Source organism: Streptomyces sp. NPDC059909 (assembly GCF_042730885.1).
Lineage (GTDB): Bacteria > Actinomycetota > Actinomycetes > Streptomycetales > Streptomycetaceae > Streptomyces.
Map to the genome: position 1 here is coordinate 118,822 of NZ_JBHWKX010000009.1, position 15,627 is coordinate 134,448.

At 67.9% G+C, this 15,627-nt stretch carries 13 protein-coding genes and 2 pseudogenes; 9 read left to right on the top strand and 6 right to left on the bottom strand.

Features of this window, described 5'->3' with window-relative positions; all coding sequences use genetic code 11:
- Positions 1–162: 162 nt before the first annotated feature.
- Both ACFV9O_RS09635 and ACFV9O_RS09640 read right to left on the bottom strand, forming a co-directional pair.
- A complete protein-coding gene (locus ACFV9O_RS09635) occupies positions 163–843 on the bottom strand; it encodes a response regulator transcription factor (RefSeq protein ID WP_018847140.1) in 681 nt (226 codons plus the stop codon).
- The gene (locus tag ACFV9O_RS09640; RefSeq protein ID WP_385414606.1) at positions 840–2,234 is read right to left on the bottom strand and encodes a sensor histidine kinase; all 1,395 of its coding nucleotides are present in this window, start codon (positions 2,232–2,234) and stop codon (positions 840–842) included. The genes ACFV9O_RS09635 and ACFV9O_RS09640 overlap by 4 nt, the downstream gene beginning before the upstream one ends.
- 198 nt (positions 2,235–2,432) lie before the next feature.
- Here ACFV9O_RS09640 and phoU point away from each other — a divergent pair, with 198 nt between their 5' ends.
- From phoU to ACFV9O_RS09655, 3 genes are all read left to right on the top strand, one after another.
- Entirely contained in the window at positions 2,433–3,110 is a 678-nt protein-coding gene (gene phoU, locus ACFV9O_RS09645) for a phosphate signaling complex protein PhoU (RefSeq protein ID WP_385414609.1), read from the top strand.
- A 150-nt stretch (positions 3,111–3,260) separates the two neighbouring features.
- Positions 3,261–3,422 carry a hypothetical protein gene (locus ACFV9O_RS09650; protein WP_385414612.1) on the top strand — a complete coding sequence of 54 codons (162 nt, stop codon included), beginning with the start codon at positions 3,261–3,263 and terminating at the stop codon, positions 3,420–3,422.
- Between the two features lie 329 nt (positions 3,423–3,751).
- Positions 3,752–4,129, top strand: a complete 378-nt coding sequence (locus ACFV9O_RS09655) for a hypothetical protein (RefSeq protein WP_385414614.1) — start codon at positions 3,752–3,754, stop codon at positions 4,127–4,129.
- A gap of 189 nt (positions 4,130–4,318) precedes the next feature.
- On the opposite strand, the gene ACFV9O_RS09660 is transcribed toward ACFV9O_RS09655, so the two are convergent.
- The gene (locus ACFV9O_RS09660; protein ID WP_385414616.1) at positions 4,319–4,783 is read right to left on the bottom strand and encodes a hypothetical protein; all 465 of its coding nucleotides are present in this window, start codon (positions 4,781–4,783) and stop codon (positions 4,319–4,321) included.
- Positions 4,784–4,824: 41 nt separating this feature from the next.
- Between ACFV9O_RS09660 and ACFV9O_RS09665 the strand changes: the two are divergent.
- Both ACFV9O_RS09665 and ACFV9O_RS09670 read left to right on the top strand, forming a co-directional pair.
- Positions 4,825–5,193: pseudogene (locus tag ACFV9O_RS09665) on the top strand (tyrosine-type recombinase/integrase); the annotation flags it as partial.
- Positions 5,194–5,233: 40 nt separating this feature from the next.
- The gene (locus ACFV9O_RS09670; RefSeq protein WP_385414619.1) at positions 5,234–5,509 is read left to right on the top strand and encodes a ribosomal protein L7/L12; all 276 of its coding nucleotides are present in this window, start codon (positions 5,234–5,236) and stop codon (positions 5,507–5,509) included.
- Between the two features lie 106 nt (positions 5,510–5,615).
- On the opposite strand, the gene ACFV9O_RS09675 is transcribed toward ACFV9O_RS09670, so the two are convergent.
- Entirely contained in the window at positions 5,616–6,932 is a 1,317-nt protein-coding gene (locus tag ACFV9O_RS09675) for a tetratricopeptide repeat protein (RefSeq protein WP_385414621.1), read from the bottom strand.
- Between the two features lie 1,841 nt (positions 6,933–8,773).
- Here ACFV9O_RS09675 and ACFV9O_RS09680 point away from each other — a divergent pair.
- The 3 genes and pseudogenes from ACFV9O_RS09680 to ACFV9O_RS09690 all read left to right on the top strand — a co-directional run.
- On the top strand, positions 8,774–9,067 hold the full coding sequence (locus tag ACFV9O_RS09680) for a hypothetical protein (RefSeq protein ID WP_385414623.1): 294 nt from the start codon (positions 8,774–8,776) through the stop codon (positions 9,065–9,067).
- 492 nt (positions 9,068–9,559) lie between these two features.
- On the top strand, positions 9,560–10,498 hold the full coding sequence (locus ACFV9O_RS09685) for a protein kinase (RefSeq protein ID WP_385414625.1): 939 nt from the start codon (positions 9,560–9,562) through the stop codon (positions 10,496–10,498).
- Positions 10,499–10,772: 274 nt separating this feature from the next.
- A pseudogene (locus ACFV9O_RS09690) lies at positions 10,773–11,549 on the top strand (tyrosine-type recombinase/integrase); the annotation flags it as partial.
- Between the two features lie 78 nt (positions 11,550–11,627).
- Here the strand turns inward: ACFV9O_RS09690 and ACFV9O_RS09695 are convergent.
- Entirely contained in the window at positions 11,628–12,389 is a 762-nt protein-coding gene (locus ACFV9O_RS09695) for a phosphoglyceromutase (protein ID WP_385414628.1), read from the bottom strand.
- Between the two features lie 132 nt (positions 12,390–12,521).
- On the opposite strand from ACFV9O_RS09695, the gene ACFV9O_RS09700 reads away from it, so the two are divergent.
- Positions 12,522–13,829: an MDR family MFS transporter gene (locus ACFV9O_RS09700; RefSeq protein ID WP_385414629.1), complete on the top strand. Its 1,308-nt coding sequence runs from the start codon at positions 12,522–12,524 to the stop codon at positions 13,827–13,829.
- Between the two features lie 64 nt (positions 13,830–13,893).
- On the opposite strand, the gene ACFV9O_RS09705 is transcribed toward ACFV9O_RS09700, so the two are convergent.
- Positions 13,894–15,399 (bottom strand): glycosyl hydrolase family 28-related protein, encoded by a 1,506-nt coding sequence (locus tag ACFV9O_RS09705; protein WP_385414679.1) that lies wholly within the window; start codon positions 15,397–15,399, stop codon positions 13,894–13,896.
- Positions 15,400–15,627 lie beyond the last annotated feature (228 nt).

Genomic DNA, 15,627 nt, shown 5'->3' on the forward strand with positions numbered 1-15,627 from the left:
CAGCCACCCCCAACATCCAACCACCGGTTGTCCCACGCAGGAGGCAGGCTCGCTTCCCCCACCGCCGTACAGGTACCAGGTGCCGGGCACCAGGTGCCGGGTGGCGGGTGTCCGGATACCGGCCGGGGTCGGCCGGGCCGGTCGCCAGGGCAGCCGGCCGGTTTACGGCTCGAACTTGTAGCCGAGTCCCCGGACCGTGACCAGGTAGCGCGGAGCGCCCGGGTCGGGCTCGATCTTGGCGCGCAGACGCTTGACGTGGACGTCGAGGGTCTTGGTGTCGCCCACGTAGTCGGCGCCCCACACGCGGTCGATCAGCTGCATACGGGTCAGCACGCGGCCCGCGTTGCGCAGGAGCATCTCCAGGAGGTCGAACTCCTTGAGCGGCAGGTCGACCTTGCCGCCGGAGACCGTGACGACGTGACGGTCCACGTCCATACGGACCGGACCGGCCTCCAGGGCGGCGGGCGTGACCTCCTCCGGCTCGCCGCGGCGGCGCAGGACCGCGCGGATGCGGGCGACCAGCTCCCGCGAGGAGAAGGGCTTGGTCACGTAGTCGTCGGCTCCTATCTCCAGACCGACGACCTTGTCGATCTCGCTGTCCTTCGCGGTGACCATGATGACGGGGACATTGGAACGGCCGCGCAGCTGGCGGCAGACCTCGGTGCCGGGCAGGCCCGGCAGCATCAGGTCGAGGAGCACGAGGTCGGCGCCGTTGCGCTCGAACTCGTCGAGCCCCTCGGGACCCGTGGTCGCGACGGCGACCTCGAAGCCCTCCTTGCGGAGCATGTAGGAAAGAGCGTCGCTGAAGGATTCCTCGTCCTCGACGACAAGCACTCGGGTCACGGAAGGACCTCCGGGGCAGGCAATGGTTCGCGTGGGGTGGTCCGGGGATCAGGACCGGGGTGGGATTCGGGATGGGAATCGGATTCGGGATCACGATCGTGATCGTGAGCGTGATCGTGAGCGTGAGCGGTCGGGAGAGCGGGATCCGGGCCGGGCCCGGAATGGCGACCGGGATCCGGGTCCGCGTCGTACAGTCCCTCGTCGGCGTCGTCGACGATGTGGCTGTGCGTACGGTCCCGGACGGAGCCGGCCTCGGGCAAGCGCAGGGTGAAGGTGGAGCCCTGACCCTCGGTGCTCCAGACCGTGACCTCCCCGCCGTGCGAGGCGGCCACGTGCTTGACGATGGCGAGGCCGAGGCCCGTGCCGCCGGTCGCCCTGGAGCGGGCGGGGTCGACGCGGTAGAAGCGCTCGAAGATGCGCTCCCGGTCCTTCTCCGAGATGCCGATGCCCTGGTCGGTGACGGCGATCTCGATCTGGTCCCCGCCGGGCGCGGCGACGCGGCGTGCGGCGATGCCGACGCGGGTGCGGGCCGGGGAGTAGTTGACGGCGTTCTCGACGAGATTGCCGAGGGCGGCGGCGAGCTGGCCGCGGTTGCCCCAGACGTGCAGGTCGGCGGAGCCGCCGGCGGCCATGGTGATCTGTTTGGTGGACGCGGTGTGCCGGGAGCGGTCGATGGCCTCGGCGACCAGTTCGTCCACCCGTACGGGCTCGGCGTCCTCCAGCGGGTCGTCGTTCTGCACCCGGGAGAGGTCGATGAGCTCCTGCACGAGATTCGTGAGCCGGGTCGCCTCGATCTGCATGCGGCCCGCGAAGCGGGTGACCGCCTCGGGGTCGTCCGAGGCGTCCATGACCGCCTCGGAGAGCAGCGAGAGCGCACCGACGGGAGTCTTGAGCTCATGGCTGACATTGGCGACGAAGTCGCGTCGTACCGCTTCGATACGGCGGGCTTCGGTGAGGTCCTCGACCAGGAGCAGCACGAGGCGGGACCCGAGCGGCGCGACCCGGGCGGAGACCGCGAGCGCCTCGCCGCGGCCGGTGCCGCGGCGGGGCAGGTCGAGTTCGACCTGGCGTATCTCGCCGTCGCGCCGGGTGTCACGAGCCATGTGCAGCATGGGCTCGATGGCCAGCTTCCCGCCCCTGACCAGGCCGAGCGCGTACGCGGCCGAGCTGGCCTTGACCACGGAGTCGCTCTCGTCGAGGACGACCGCGGAGGAGCGGAGCACGGACAGCACGGTGTCGACGCCGGGCGGAAGCACGGCGTCCGTGTGCAGGGATGTGCGCGTGGGCCTCGCCTGGTCGCGCTCGCTCCAGCGGAACGCCAGCATGGCGATCACGCCGGTGCACACCCCGGCGATCGCAGCCAATGCGGCGACCGCCGCGTTCACGTCCATGCATCCAGGTTATGCGGGCGGCTCACCTGTCTCCCAGCCATCCGAGTGGCAGCTCGAACAGTCGTCGCCCAGAGTTCACCGGGGATAAAGTGCCGGTTCATTTGGGAGGGAGGATCCGGACGCGTTACGAACGGAACGTGGGAGCGTGGGGGTCTCAGCCCCACCGGACCCCCGTTCACACCAAGAGAGGGACATCCCATGCGGGACGCGTACCACGAGGAACTCGATTCGATCGGCGAAGGCCTTGTCGAGATGGCCCGGCTCGTCGGGTCGGCGATCGGGCGCGCCACGACGGCCATGCTCGACGCGGATCTGAAGCTCGCCGAGAGCGTCATCGCGGGCGACCAGAAGATCGACGATCTGGCGCACGACCTGGAGGCCCGGGCGATAGCCCTGCTGGCCCGCCAGCAGCCGGTCGCGACGGACCTGCGCATCGTGGTGACCTCCCTGCGGATGAGCGCGGACCTGGAGCGCTCCGGCGACCTGGCCCAGCACGTGGCCAAGCTGGCCCGGCTGCGCTTCCCGGACACCGCGGTTCCGCAGGACCTGCACGCCACCATGCTCGAGATGGGCCAGCTGGCGCAGCGCCTGATGGCGAAGGCGGCGGAGGTCATCATCACGAAGGACGTCGATCTGGCCCTCCAGCTGGAGACGGACGACGACGAGATGGACCAGCTGCACCGTGCGCTCTTCACGCACCTCATCGACGAGCGCTGGAAGCACGGCATCGAGACGGCGGTCGACGTCACGCTGCTGGGCCGCTACTACGAGCGCTACGCCGACCACGCGGTCGCGGTCGCCAAGCGCGTCGTGTACCTGGTGACGGGTGAGCACGCGGACGAGCTCCAGCAGGAGACGACGGTCGAGGGCGCGTAGCCCCCGAGCGCGCAGCCGAAGCCGCGGCCGAGGGCGCGCAGGCGCGGAGCTCGTCGGCGGCAGGGGCACACCTGTGCGCCGTTGATGCGCCGGGGCGAGTGGGCATGCAATGAGGAAAGGCGACACACGCACGCCTTCGAGGAGGACCTCATGGCTGATTCCCCCACGACCGACCCGCAGCAGGACATATCCGTCGAAGTGGCACCCACGCCCCGCCACCTGCCGCTCCTCGCCGCCTGCGGCTGCGGCTCGGGCTGCGGCTGCGGCTGCCAGTCGGGCGCGCCGTGCCAGTGCGGCGGCTGCTGCGGCTAGCCCGGCCGCCCGCCACAACGACGGAAGGGCCCCGTCCGGTTCTCCGGACGGGGCCCTTCCGCACATCCGGCCCCGCCGGTCCTGTCAGCTCCCGCAGACAGCGAAGCCCCCTGCCCCGCACGGAGGCCGCGGACAGGGGGCTTGATCAGCCGGTCCTGCTTCTTCTTGCCCTGGGTCTGGCGGGCGATCTCGGCGACCTGGGTTTTCGCTGGTCCGGGCCCTGATCGACTACGACTGACTGGTCGTCATTGGTCATCGTTGGCTACTGCCGAGCGGCCTCGGACGGCCCAGCGACGGCCCAGAACGGGGTCGGGCACTACGCTGCGCCCATGCGCTACCTCGTCGAGCAGTTCGCCGTCGGCGCCCTCCGGCGCGGTCAGGGCATTGAGCAGTTCCTCGGAGCGGCAGAGACATCGGCGGCACATGGTGTCCGGTGGGTCGGGATCGAGCCCACCAAGCGCGGGTACGTGGTGACGCTCCACGTGGTGGAGGACGTGGGCCACGAGCAGTTCTGCGACCTGCTGGAGTTCCCGCCACTGGACCCCGACGACGAATTCGGGTTTGAGCTCGCCGTCACAGATGACGAGCTTGCCGCGATGGCGGAAGCGGAATCGAAGACAGGCGCACTGCGTGATCGCTGGGTGAACGCCGGCCTCGCCGGTGATGAGTACCTCGACTTCGTCCGCGCCGGACGCCCAACTTCGTAAGGCCTGTGGAGTCTCAAAGACTCAGACAAGCGCCGAGCCGCTGGATGCTGGAGCACCAGTTTGGAAGATCCCGTATGCGGACTGCGGCACCTGCACGTCCGCTGACCTGCGGGAGCGCGCTGGTCGCTCCGCACCTCCCCGTGGATTCCCCCCTCGCCCCCACCGGATCGGGCACGCGAGAGGCACGCCTCAGACGCTGGCGCTGGCCACCCACTCGGCCCTGAGGTCCGCGCACACGATGCGTACCGTTGCGCTCGTCAGCCTCAGCTCGTGACTACATCCGGCCTCATCTGGCAGGACTTCGTCCAGGCGAACGGAGTTGAAGTCCGACAGCTCGATCGACCCCCCGTCGTCAGCCGCGATCTGAACGCTCTTGACTCCCCTATACCGAATCGTGAGCACGTCCTCCTCACAACCTGACCAGGCGAAACGGATCTCGTACTGCCCCAGTGCATCGGCAGCGGCAGGCAACGCCTGGGGCCTCAGATCCTTGATGCAGCGAGGGGCCGAGAAGTCGTAGTGCTCCGGATGTGAGGCGAAGGCACGTGCTCCGGGCGGAAGTGCCGGCAGCAGATCCGGGAGCTTGGCAACGTACGGACTCGGGTCGTGCCAGAAGATTCCCCGGCCCTGCTGCTCGACGACTGCATACTTCACGGTTCCCCCTCGGCTGACGGCTCAACGTACCCGGGAGGCGTGACGGCCCCATGGTCACGAAGCGGCTCGTCTTCATCGCCCCGCGCGGCGGCCACGTCTGGCGCACCTCCCTGAACGAGGAAGCGTGGAAGCCTGCCCTGGCCGCAGTCGGGGTCATCCCGGTGCCGGAGCGCGGCCGGCCTTTTGCCGAATCCCGCGAGAACGGCATGCACGCCCTGCGGCACTTCTACGCCTCGGTCCTCCTGGACGCCGGAGAGAACATCAAGGCGCTCGCCGAGTACCTCGGGCACTCGGACCCCGGTCTGACACTCCGGGTGTACGCGCACCTGATGCCCTCCAGCCAGGAACGCACCCGCAAGGCCGCGGCCGCCATCTTCGAGAGTGCCGAATCGAGAGCCTGCGACGGCTGAGGACGACTACGTTCCTGAGCAGAGCGGGAGGGGAACAGGGATGGCAGGCGAGTACGTCACGTTGGTGTGCGACGACGTACCTCATGACGTGGTGCTCACAGACCCTGGCGCCCGCGTACTGGATATCGCCCAGGTCGTACGCCGACTGACGGGGTTGAGCCTCTGGCGCAGCAAAGTTCTGGCGCGCCAAGCCCCCGCCATAGTCCTCGACGGCGTGCCCCAAGAAGACGCCGAGGCGGCGGTCGCGGCTCTCCGCAATGCGGGAGCGCAGGCAGAGGTGAGGCAGCAGCCGGAACCGGACTTTCTCACACCGTGACGCCCGACAGCCCGATCAGCACCTGACGGCCCAGGCACGGCCCCAGCACAGCGACAAGCCCCCCACTCGCGGAGAAACCGCAGGTAGGGGGCTCATTCGCGTCGGGTTACTTCTTCTTGCCCTGGGTCTGGCGGGCCCGTTCTTTTGGCCAGGTCAGCGGGACGCAAACTCCCGCTGACCTGCGATCGTCGCGCGCCGCTTGGTAGGCCACCGCCAGGTTGTTCCGGGACGTCAGCGTGTCGGGGTGGTCCTCGCCGAGGATCCGGATCCGGTCGGTGAAGGTCTTTTCGTACAGCGGGGTGGCCCGCTCCAGGTCACCCGCCGACTCGTACGCCCCCGCCAGGTTGTTCCGGACGGTCAGCGTTAGGAGGTGGTCCTCGCCGAGGACACGCTGGTCGGTGGCCAGAGCGCGGCGGAAGTACGCGACAGCGGACGCTACTGCGCCGTGTTCTTCTCGGAACGTGGCAACTCGGTCCAGCAGGTGCGAAGTTTCGACGGTGTCGTGCTCGGGTGGGCTGTGTCTGGCGAGGGCGTCGGCGTGGGGGAGCAACTCCCGGCACTGTGGCCAGCACGCTGGCGTTTCGACGTCGGTGGGGAAGGCGTTCCTGAGACGCGTGGTGGCATCGTCGCGGGCGTCGGCAACGTCGGCTTCGCTGCGGTGAGGGTCGTCGACCTGCGGAGTACGGGCGAGGGCTTGGACGAGACGGTGTACCGAGAGGGTTCCGTTGGGGTTCTCGGTGACCATGCTGTACGCCAGCAGCCGTCCGACCGCTGTCGCCAGCGCTGGTGGCGAAGCGAGGCCGTCCAGCAGGGCGCGCGGAATGTGATCAGGGGCGTACCAGGCCAGGATCCTAAGGACTTGGCCGGCGAGTGGCGTGTCGGCGAGGCGATCGAGAGTGATGCGCCAGATTCGTGCCACGGTGCGTTCTGCGTCGGCCCCTTCGGGGCCGGCGGCGAACATCTCGGCCGGCCACTGCCGCAGCATGCCCAGGCAGGCGCGGGGTGTGGCACCGGTCGCCTGGCAGAACGCGGCGGCCTGTTCGACCGCGAGGGCCAGGTGTCCAAGCTCGGTACACACTTCGAGGGCGCCGTCGGTCTCACGCCGGCCGTCGTGGGTGAGGACGCGAGTGAAGAGGTCGACCGATTCCGTCTCGGTGAAGACGTCGAGGCGGATCGTGGTGGTAAGCCTGTGCCAACCGGTCGCCAGTCGCGTGGTGACCAGAACCCTTCCGCCGTTGTTGACCCGGTCGAGCAGAGGACGGATATGGTCGGGGTGATCGACGTTGTCCAGCACCACGAGCCAGTCGTCGTGGCTGGAGAGCCACGCCACCGCACGTTCCTTCTGCAACTCGATCGGCAACCCGGACAGGCCCGGCTGGAGAGCGCGGGCAAGCTCGGCGAGACCGGCGTCAACTGCGGCCACGCTGTCAGCGTTGATCCACCATCGCATGCCGTGGCGCGTTGGGCGGCCCACCGCGCCGCCAGGGTGGACTTGCCGACCCCGCCCAACCCGCTCACGGCACGCAGCACTACACCACCGAGAGCCGCGAATGCGGCATCCAGCGCCTCCAACTGCCTGTTCCGGCCGACGAACACTTCTGTCCGCGGGACGTTCGACACCCCTCCTGCTGCCACATCGTCCGGGATCGGCCCGTACGCCTCCGCAGGAAGGACGTTCTCGGCATGCAGGGCCACAGAATTCACGATGTCGCGGCCCGCGGCGTTGGACCCTTGAGTGGGCGTTTGATGTTGATTCGCGATGGGCACTTCAACCTGCTTTGCCGTATTCGCCGTCGGCGTGCGCAGTCTGAGGTGCCTGGAGCTCGCGTCGATGGGTATTTTTTGCCCCATTGCTAAACCAGACGGAATCCAGTGCCGACAAGTAGATCAAACGGGCGCACAGGTCGATGCTCAGAAAGTAATGAAGGCGCATATAGGGTGCGAGTCATCCCGATGGTGATCGGCCGCTGGAGCGACCTATCACCATAGTCCATCCCTAAACGACCTCTGAGAAGCCGAAACCTCAGGGGTCGTGACGCTTTCTTCAGGGATGTCCTGGCTAGGGCGCTTTCGCATCACGGACCGTGCTGCGCGGTCGACCCATCGATGTCTCCGCCGGCCGCATTTGACCCGCCGCTCTCCGAGATCCCCGAGCCGCTGCCTGCCGGCGACGTGCCCAGACGTGGTGCGGTGTCACGTGCTCGGGTGTTGCGGATGGTGCCGCGTGCCGCATTCGACCCGCCCTCGGCCCGCACGGGATCCGGAGGCGATGCTGTCGGTGCCGGGCCCGGAGGCATGGTCGTCGTGGAGGTCTTCAGCTGCCACAGCGCGACGGCCAACCCCAAGACGCCGGCCACGGCCCCGACCACCCCCCCAATCTGATCTGACCGTTCCAGATCACGGCCCGACACCCACACCAACAGTCCAACCGCGGCAGTCGCACCGATCGCCGCCAGTCCCCACCAACACGCCCTTCGCCAGCCCGTCATGGGGGCATTCTCGCCGGAGTCCAAAAGATCTTTCCGCCTGATTGCACTATCCGACCGTCGTCGGACGGAACGCAACGACGCTCAACCAGGCAATGGCACGCCAGCAACCCAACGACGACCGGAAAGTCTGTGCCGTTTACTCCGGTTCGGCGTCTGGCCTCAGCAGGGAACGCTGTCTGTCGGAGCTTGGACGGGGCGAATGATTCAGGCGGATCCGCGCCACTGCTGGCGGGACAGTCGCGGGACTCGTCTCCAGGGCTGGCCCTGGACTTGCTGCAGGAAGGCCGGAGGACGCGTCGCACGGCAGCGGCACGCGCCTCGCATCACCGGCCTGCACGAAAAAGCCCAGCTCAGACATTGTCCGAGCTGGGCTTCAGTGGAGCCGCCTTCGCGATTCGAACCCGAGACCTGCGCATTACGAGTTGTCCGATCACGGTCCACGCGTGTCCGGCGAGGTACGCGAAACGGCTTACGCCGCTGATCAGCGTGAGTACCGGACGACGACGGACGCCATCGAACGGCCCTGGAACGAGCACCGTTCGAGACCACAACTGAGACCCGGCTCACCGGACCTCCGGACGGCGTGAGACCTACCGCCGGGTCAGGCCGCGTCCCACTGGTGCGCGTGCCCACCCCGCCATTCCCAGGTGCCTGCAGGCGTCACGCAACCCCTCTGGAGTAGCGATCTACGGGAAATGTTGGCATGTAGTCACGTCATAGCTAACGCTGGCGGGGTGGCCAGGCGCCTAAGACTACTCTTTCGAAAGGGAGCGCGATGAGTACAACGAAGATCACCGAGGTCGTAGAGAGGGCCCTGCGGGATCCCGTTTTCGCTGAAGAGCTCAAGACCAAGGCAATCAAAGCGGCGAAGGCTGGGTCAAAATCCAACGAGTTCAGCGATCTCATGTATCAGTTCGCAGAGGGGCCCGATGACCTGTCTCGAATGATGGGTAAAGGCGACGAGGAAATTCACCTCACCACTACTACGGTCTTGACCACCACGACAACGAGCACTGGCGCATGCACCATCACCACAACTACCACAACGGCCACTACCACGGGAGGCTGAGCAAAGCGTGCCACCAACAACGCTGCATAGCGCAGCCATCAACGAGCACACTCAACGCATCAAGCAACTCGAAGATACCTGGCGAATGGCTGCGGAAGAGTACGCTCCTTTGGCGTCGCAGGAGTCGATCTGGCGATCTAGCCGCCAGCAACATTCAGGGGATGCGGAACAGGGATGGAAATTGCACGTTTCCGCAACGATTCTAACGGCCACTCGCGTTTTGACCGCCGTTGCGCCAGAATTGCACGCCCAAGGAGTACTGTTCAAGACGACGAGTACCCTGGCGGAGCTACGTAGACTCAATTGCGGGTACTTCTACGGAACGAGCCAGATCGGCAAATTCATCACCGTATACCCCAGAAATTCCGGAGAGGCGACGTATCTAGCCCCCGTCTCGACGAGCTCACTCGAGGCATCCCGGGGCCGGATGTGCCATTCGAGCGCCCGTACCGTAAGGGAAGTCGCGTTTTCTATCGATACGGATCGTTCAAAATGCGCAATGCAGATGGGCCCAACGCCGGGCCAGCGCTGTGTGGTCCCGACGGGGAGCGGGTTCCCGATGTTAGGACCGATCTATCCTTTGAGCCATCGTGGTCCCCAAACCCCTTCCCCGCAGTACCTACGTCACCGCGCCGGTTCAGTCGGTTCCGCACGGATTACCTGGTCTACGAAGCCTTGGTACAACGCGGGAAAGGGGGCGTATATAAGGCCCTCGACGTGACTAGCACGCCGCTCAGACAGTGCGTGATCAAGGAGGGCAGGCGTCACGGTGAAACTGACTGGAACCGACAGGACGGCAGGGCGCGCATCCTTGCTGAGAGGCAGGTCTTGCACAGCTTGGCATCTTCTGGCATCGGCGTGCCAGTGGTCTATGAGGAGTTCGAAGAGCAGGGAAACGCTTACATTGCCATCGAATACCTGGGAAGGAGCACGCTGGAGGATCTGGTGCGAGAGGCAGGGGTACTTGCTATGGGAGATGCGTTATCGCTGGCGGCCAAAATGGCTCTCCAAGTGGCCAAGGTACACGAAGCAGGCTGGGCATGGCGCGATTGCAAGCCTCGCAATATGGTCGTAGGCGCTGCAGATACGCTTCGTCCAATCGATTTCGAGGGCGCCTGTCATATTGATTCCCGGGGTGTCCCTCCATGGGGAAGTGAAGGATACGTCTCACCAGAATGGCTGGACCCCACCATTGACCAGGCCAAGAGCGACCTGTTCGCGCTTGGCGTCAGTTGCTACCAGATCCTGGTTGGCCGGCGGTGCCTTGGAATGACTTCCAGAGACCTTGTGGCGTCGCCCATCGGTGCGCGACGACGCGAGGTACGCCCTGAGATCAAGCGACTAGTCGCTGCGCTGCTAGACGCAGATCCGAATCGCCGACCCTCGGCTCGGACGGCCGCAGAAGTACTTTCTGCGGCCGCAAACTCGTAGCTTAGGGCTCGCGGAGAATCAACACGCGGCTCGGCTCGATCCGGCGGACTATCGTGTGACACTGCGAGAGTCAGGGTCGTGCGGCGTCGAGTATTGGTGTTGCCCCGGCGTCGGTGGCGATGGCTCGCCATCGGTTTCGGTCGTCCGGCGTCCAGAAGCCGTGGTCGACCACGACGTCATGCCCTGCCTGAAGTTGTTCCCGTAGTTCAACCGCCACATCATCAAGGACTGGACGCTCAAGGGTGGGGGAGGTGCCCCGCGGGAAGTCCACCCCGTACACGCCGTGCTTTCCGCTGCCGTAGAGGACGGCTGCCTACGCCGGAACCCCTGCAACTCGCGCACAGTGACGCCTCCCGAGATGGGCACGCGCCGGGTCGTCCCTTGGGAGCCGGAACGCGTCTTCGCCATGCGCGACGCCATGGTCGAGCGCTTCCGCCCCATGGTCGACGTGGGCGCCGGCTGCGGCCTGCGGCAGGGCGAGATCCTCGGGCTGTCCGTCGATGACCTGGACTTCGACAGCGGCACCCTGCACGTGGTGCAGCAACTCAAGCTGAGCCTGAGCAAGCCCGTGTTCGCTCCCCCAAAGGGCGGCAAGCTCCGTGACGTGCCCCTACCCGATCCCGTGGCGGAGGCGCTTAAGGAGCACATGGAGCGGTTCCCACCGGTAGAGATCGCGCTGCCGTGGATGCGAGCGAACGGCCAGCCCGTGACCAAGCGGCTCATCTTCACCGGGCCCAACGGCGGGCATGTCTGGCGTACGTCGCTGAACGAGGACCACTGGAAGCCCGCCCTCGCGAAGGTCGGTGTCATCCCGAAGGCCAAGAGCCGCGAGCACGCCGCCGCCCGCGAGCACGGCATGCACGCGCTCAGGCACTTCTACGCGTCCGTCCTCCTGGACGCCGGAGAGAGCATCAAGGCTCTTGCCGAATATCTCGGGCACTCCGATCCGGGCCTGACTCTGAAGGTGTACGCCCACCTCATGCCGAGCAGTCGGGAGCGGGCCCGGAAGGCTCTCGGACGTGCGCTCCGGCCGCAGAATCCGGAGGGCTGAGGGCCCAGAGTGGGCCCGGGCCGTGAAAATGCCTCCCATCCGCGCCATATGCGCAGGTGGGAGGCATGATCACCAAGCCTACTTCTTCTTGCCCTGGTTCTTGACCGCTTCGATCGCCGCTGCCGCGGCCTCCGGGTCGAGGTAGGTGCCGCCCGGCTTGACGGGCTTGAAGTCGGCGTCGAGCTCGTAGACGAGCGGGATGCCGGTCGGGATGTTGAGGCCCGCGATGTCGGCGTCGGAGATGCCGTCGAGGTGCTTGACCAGCGCGCGCAGGCTGTTGCCGTGGGCGGCGATCAGGACCGTGCGGCCCGCCAGGAGGTCCGGGACGATGCCGTCGTACCAGTACGGCAGCATGCGGACCACGACGTCCTTCAGGCACTCCGTGCGCGGGCGCAGCTCCGGCGGGATCGTCGCGTAACGCGCGTCGTTCGCCTGCGAGAACTCGTTGTCGTCGGCGAGGGCCGGCGGCGGGGTGTCGTACGAGCGGCGCCACAGCATGAACTGCTCCTCGCCGAACTCGGCGAGGGTCTGCGCCTTGTCCTTGCCCTGCAGTGCGCCGTAGTGGCGCTCGTTCAGGCGCCAGGAGCGGTGCACGGGGATCCAGTGGCGGTCCGCGGCCTCCAGCGCGAGCTGGGCGGTGCGGATGGCGCGCTTCTGGAGCGAGGTGTGGAGTACGTCGGGGAGCAGGCCGGCGTCCTTGAGCAGCTCACCGCCGCGGACAGCCTCCTTCTCGCCCTTCTCGGTGAGGTTGACGTCCACCCAGCCGGTGAACAGGTTCTTCGCGTTCCACTCGCTCTCGCCGTGGCGGAGCAGGATCAGCTTGTACGGTGCGTCGGCCATGGGCTCGAGCCTAATAGACGCCCGGTGCGGCCGACGATTGACGTCTGCCGTCAATTCAGTGGCACACGGGCCAACCGGTTCTGTAAGTTGCCGATCGCCGCAGCACCACTTACCAGCCGGGGGGAAGCCCGTATGTCCGTAGCCACGCTCAGACGGGCCGCGAAGGAGAGCGTCTCGGGCCTCCCCCGGGAGTTCTGGTGGCTGTGGACCAGCACCCTGGTCAACCGGCTCGGTGCCTTCGTCGCCACGTTCATGGCCCTCTACCTCACCCTGGAGCGGGGCTATTCGGCCTCGTTCGCCGGACTCGTCGCCGCCCTGCACGGACTCGGCGGCGTCATCTCGTCGCTCGGCGCCGGGGTGATGGCCGACCGGATGGGGCGGCGGCCCACGCTGCTGATCGCGCAGACCTCGACCGCCGCGTCCGTCGCGCTGCTCGGCTTCATGGAGCACCCGGCGGCGATCGCGGTCGTCGCCTGTCTCGTCGGCATGACCAGCAACGCGTCCCGCCCCGCGGTGCAGGCGATGATGGCGGACATCGTGCGCCCCGAGGACCGGGTGCGGGCCTTCGCGCTCAACTACTGGGCGATCAACCTGGGCTTCGCGATCTCCTCCATGTGCGCCGGCCTCGTCGCCGAGTACAGCTATCTCGCCGGCTTCCTCGGTGAGGCCGCGCTCACGCTCGTCTGCGCGGTGCTGGTCTTCCTCAGGCTGCCGGAGTCCCGGCCCGAGCGCAGTGCCGCCACGGCGAAGAGCGAGGCGGAGGTCGGGCTCGGCACTGTCCTGCGGGACGGCCGGTTCATGGGGGTCGTCGGGCTCTCCTTCCTCATCTCGCTGATCTTCATGCAGGGGTCGGTCGGGCTTCCGGTGGCGATGGGCCTGGACGGCTGGTCCCCCTCCGACTACGGGCTCGTCATCGCGGTCAACGGTGTGCTGATCGTCGCCCTGCAGATCCCGGTCACCCGTTTCATCGAGCACCGCGACCCGCAGCGGCTCCTGGTGATCTCCGCGCTGCTCGCCGGGTACGGCTTCGGGCTGACGGCATTCGCCGGGTCGATCGGCGTGTACGCGCTGACCGTGTGCGTCTGGACGCTGGCCGAGATCATCAACTCCCCCACCCAGATGGGCCTGGTGGTCCGGCTCTCCCCCGTCCACGGACGCGGCCGCTACCAGGGCGTCTACACGATGTCCTGGTCGGTCGCGGCGCTCGTCGCCCCGCTCATGGCGGGGTACGTCATCGACCGCTTCGGCTCCGCCTGGCTGTGGGGTTCGTGCGCGGCGATCGGCACGGTGGCGGCGCTGGGGTACTGGGCACTGATGCGCCGGCTGCCGGAGGCCGAGCCCGCGGGTGCGCCCGGAGCCCCGGGCGCCTCGGCCGCCCCCGTCACGGCCGAGGCCCCGGAGAAGCCCGAGAAGACGGACGCCCAGGTGCCCGGCGCCTGAGGGGTGTCTTGTGGAGTCCGTCCCCTCCGCCGACGGCGCGCACGCCGCCGGCGGAGGGGACGGGCTAGCTTCCGAGCTCGCGCTGCGCCTCGTACAGGTTCCGCGGCCGTACCGAGCCGGGCGAACCGTACGCCTCGATCACCGAGTTGAGCGGCCCGGTGAAGTCCGGTACGTCGGTCTGGTCGAACTCCCGCACCGTGGAGATGCCGACGGTCGCGCTGTACGGGGCGATCCCGTCGATCCGTACCAGGCCCGCCCGTTCGTTCGTCACCGTGACGTTCCAGTGGGTGAAGCGCGCGCCGTACAGCGGTCCTGCGGACGCGTCGCCGCCGTGCCGCCCGTTGTTGTTGACGGTGATCTCGGTCCGTACGTTCGCGAAAGGCATTCCGCGGTGCGTGTCGAAGGTGCCCATCTCCATCACGCCGCGGGACCAGACGTTGTAGCTGGACAGGCCCTCGACGTTGATGCCGTGCAGCTGGGTGCCGGCCGGGGCGGGCACGGTGCGCTGCTCGATGACGAAGTCCTCGACGAGGTTGTCGTGCGCGCCCTCGCGGCAGAAGTACGGGTGGTGCGAGCCGCGGCCCGCGACACGGGTGCGGCGCAGCGTGCAGGCGGACGCGGCGACGAGTCCGAAGCCGTTGTCGACGTGGCGGACGGTGATGTCGTCGGCCCAGCAGTCGTACGCGCACTGGAAGGTGACGCCGTTGTAGCCCTTGTCGAGCAGATGGGGCGACTGCGGGGTCTCGACCGCCTCCAGCGTCAGCCCCTCGACCCCGGAGCCGGTCAGCGCCTCGACGTGCGTGGTCAGGCGCGGGTCCCACTCGGGGCGTACGTCGAGGGGCAGCGGCCGCTCCAGGCACACCCGGTCCCCTCGCACGGACTCGACGCGCACAGGCCATTCGTAGGGGACGTACGAGTTGAGCTTGGTCTTGTCGTCCCAGTAGTACGCCTCGGCGCCGGGGCCGCCGCCCGCCATGTGTTCCAGCAGGGTGTGTCCGGCGTCGTCGGCGAGGCGCAGCAGGACGAGTTGGCCGCGCCGCAGGCGTGAGGCGTCGTCGACGGTGACGGACCGGTCGCCGCGACGGGCGGGCCGGACGGTGGCCAGGCTGGTCCACTCGTCGCGCCGGTTGCCGGTCCAGCCCTCGAAGGGCCAGGCCCTGGCCCTGATGGCGGCGGTGAGGCTCTCGTAACGCGCCTGCGGGCAGAGCCAGATGAGACCGCCCGCCCAGGACCAGCTGGACTTGTCGCCGCCGTAGCGGCTGCCGTACGGGCCGATGAGCTCGGCGAGGTTCTTCGTCGCGACGAGCTTGGTGCGGTCGCTGCCGGCGCCGCGCAGGACGACGTTGCTGTGACCGATGCGGATGACGTCGTCGATGCGGTACGTGCCGGGCGGGACGATGACCGTGCCGCCGCCGCGTTCGCCGACAGCGGCGACGGCACGGTTGATCGCGGGGGCGGCGTCGGTGGAACCATCGGGCTTCGCCCCGTAGCGGAGGACGTTCGCCACGACGGGCCGCCGCGGGAAGTGCGCCGATCCGCCACACTGTCCCGCCCTGCCCACGAACGGGATCTGCGGGTGCGTGTACGGAGAAGCGGCGAACTCCCGCCAGAGCGGCGCCGTCTCCCCCGTCCGGGAGAAGGCGGCGGTCCGGGGTGTGGGGGGGGGGGGGGGGCCTTAGGTGGGGGGGTGGTGGGGTGGTTGGGCGGGAGGGTGGTGGCCCCCCCCCGACGCCACCTGGCCCGTGCCGTACGCCGACGGGCGGCGGGGCGGCGTCCGCGCCGTGGCGCTGGCCCGGAC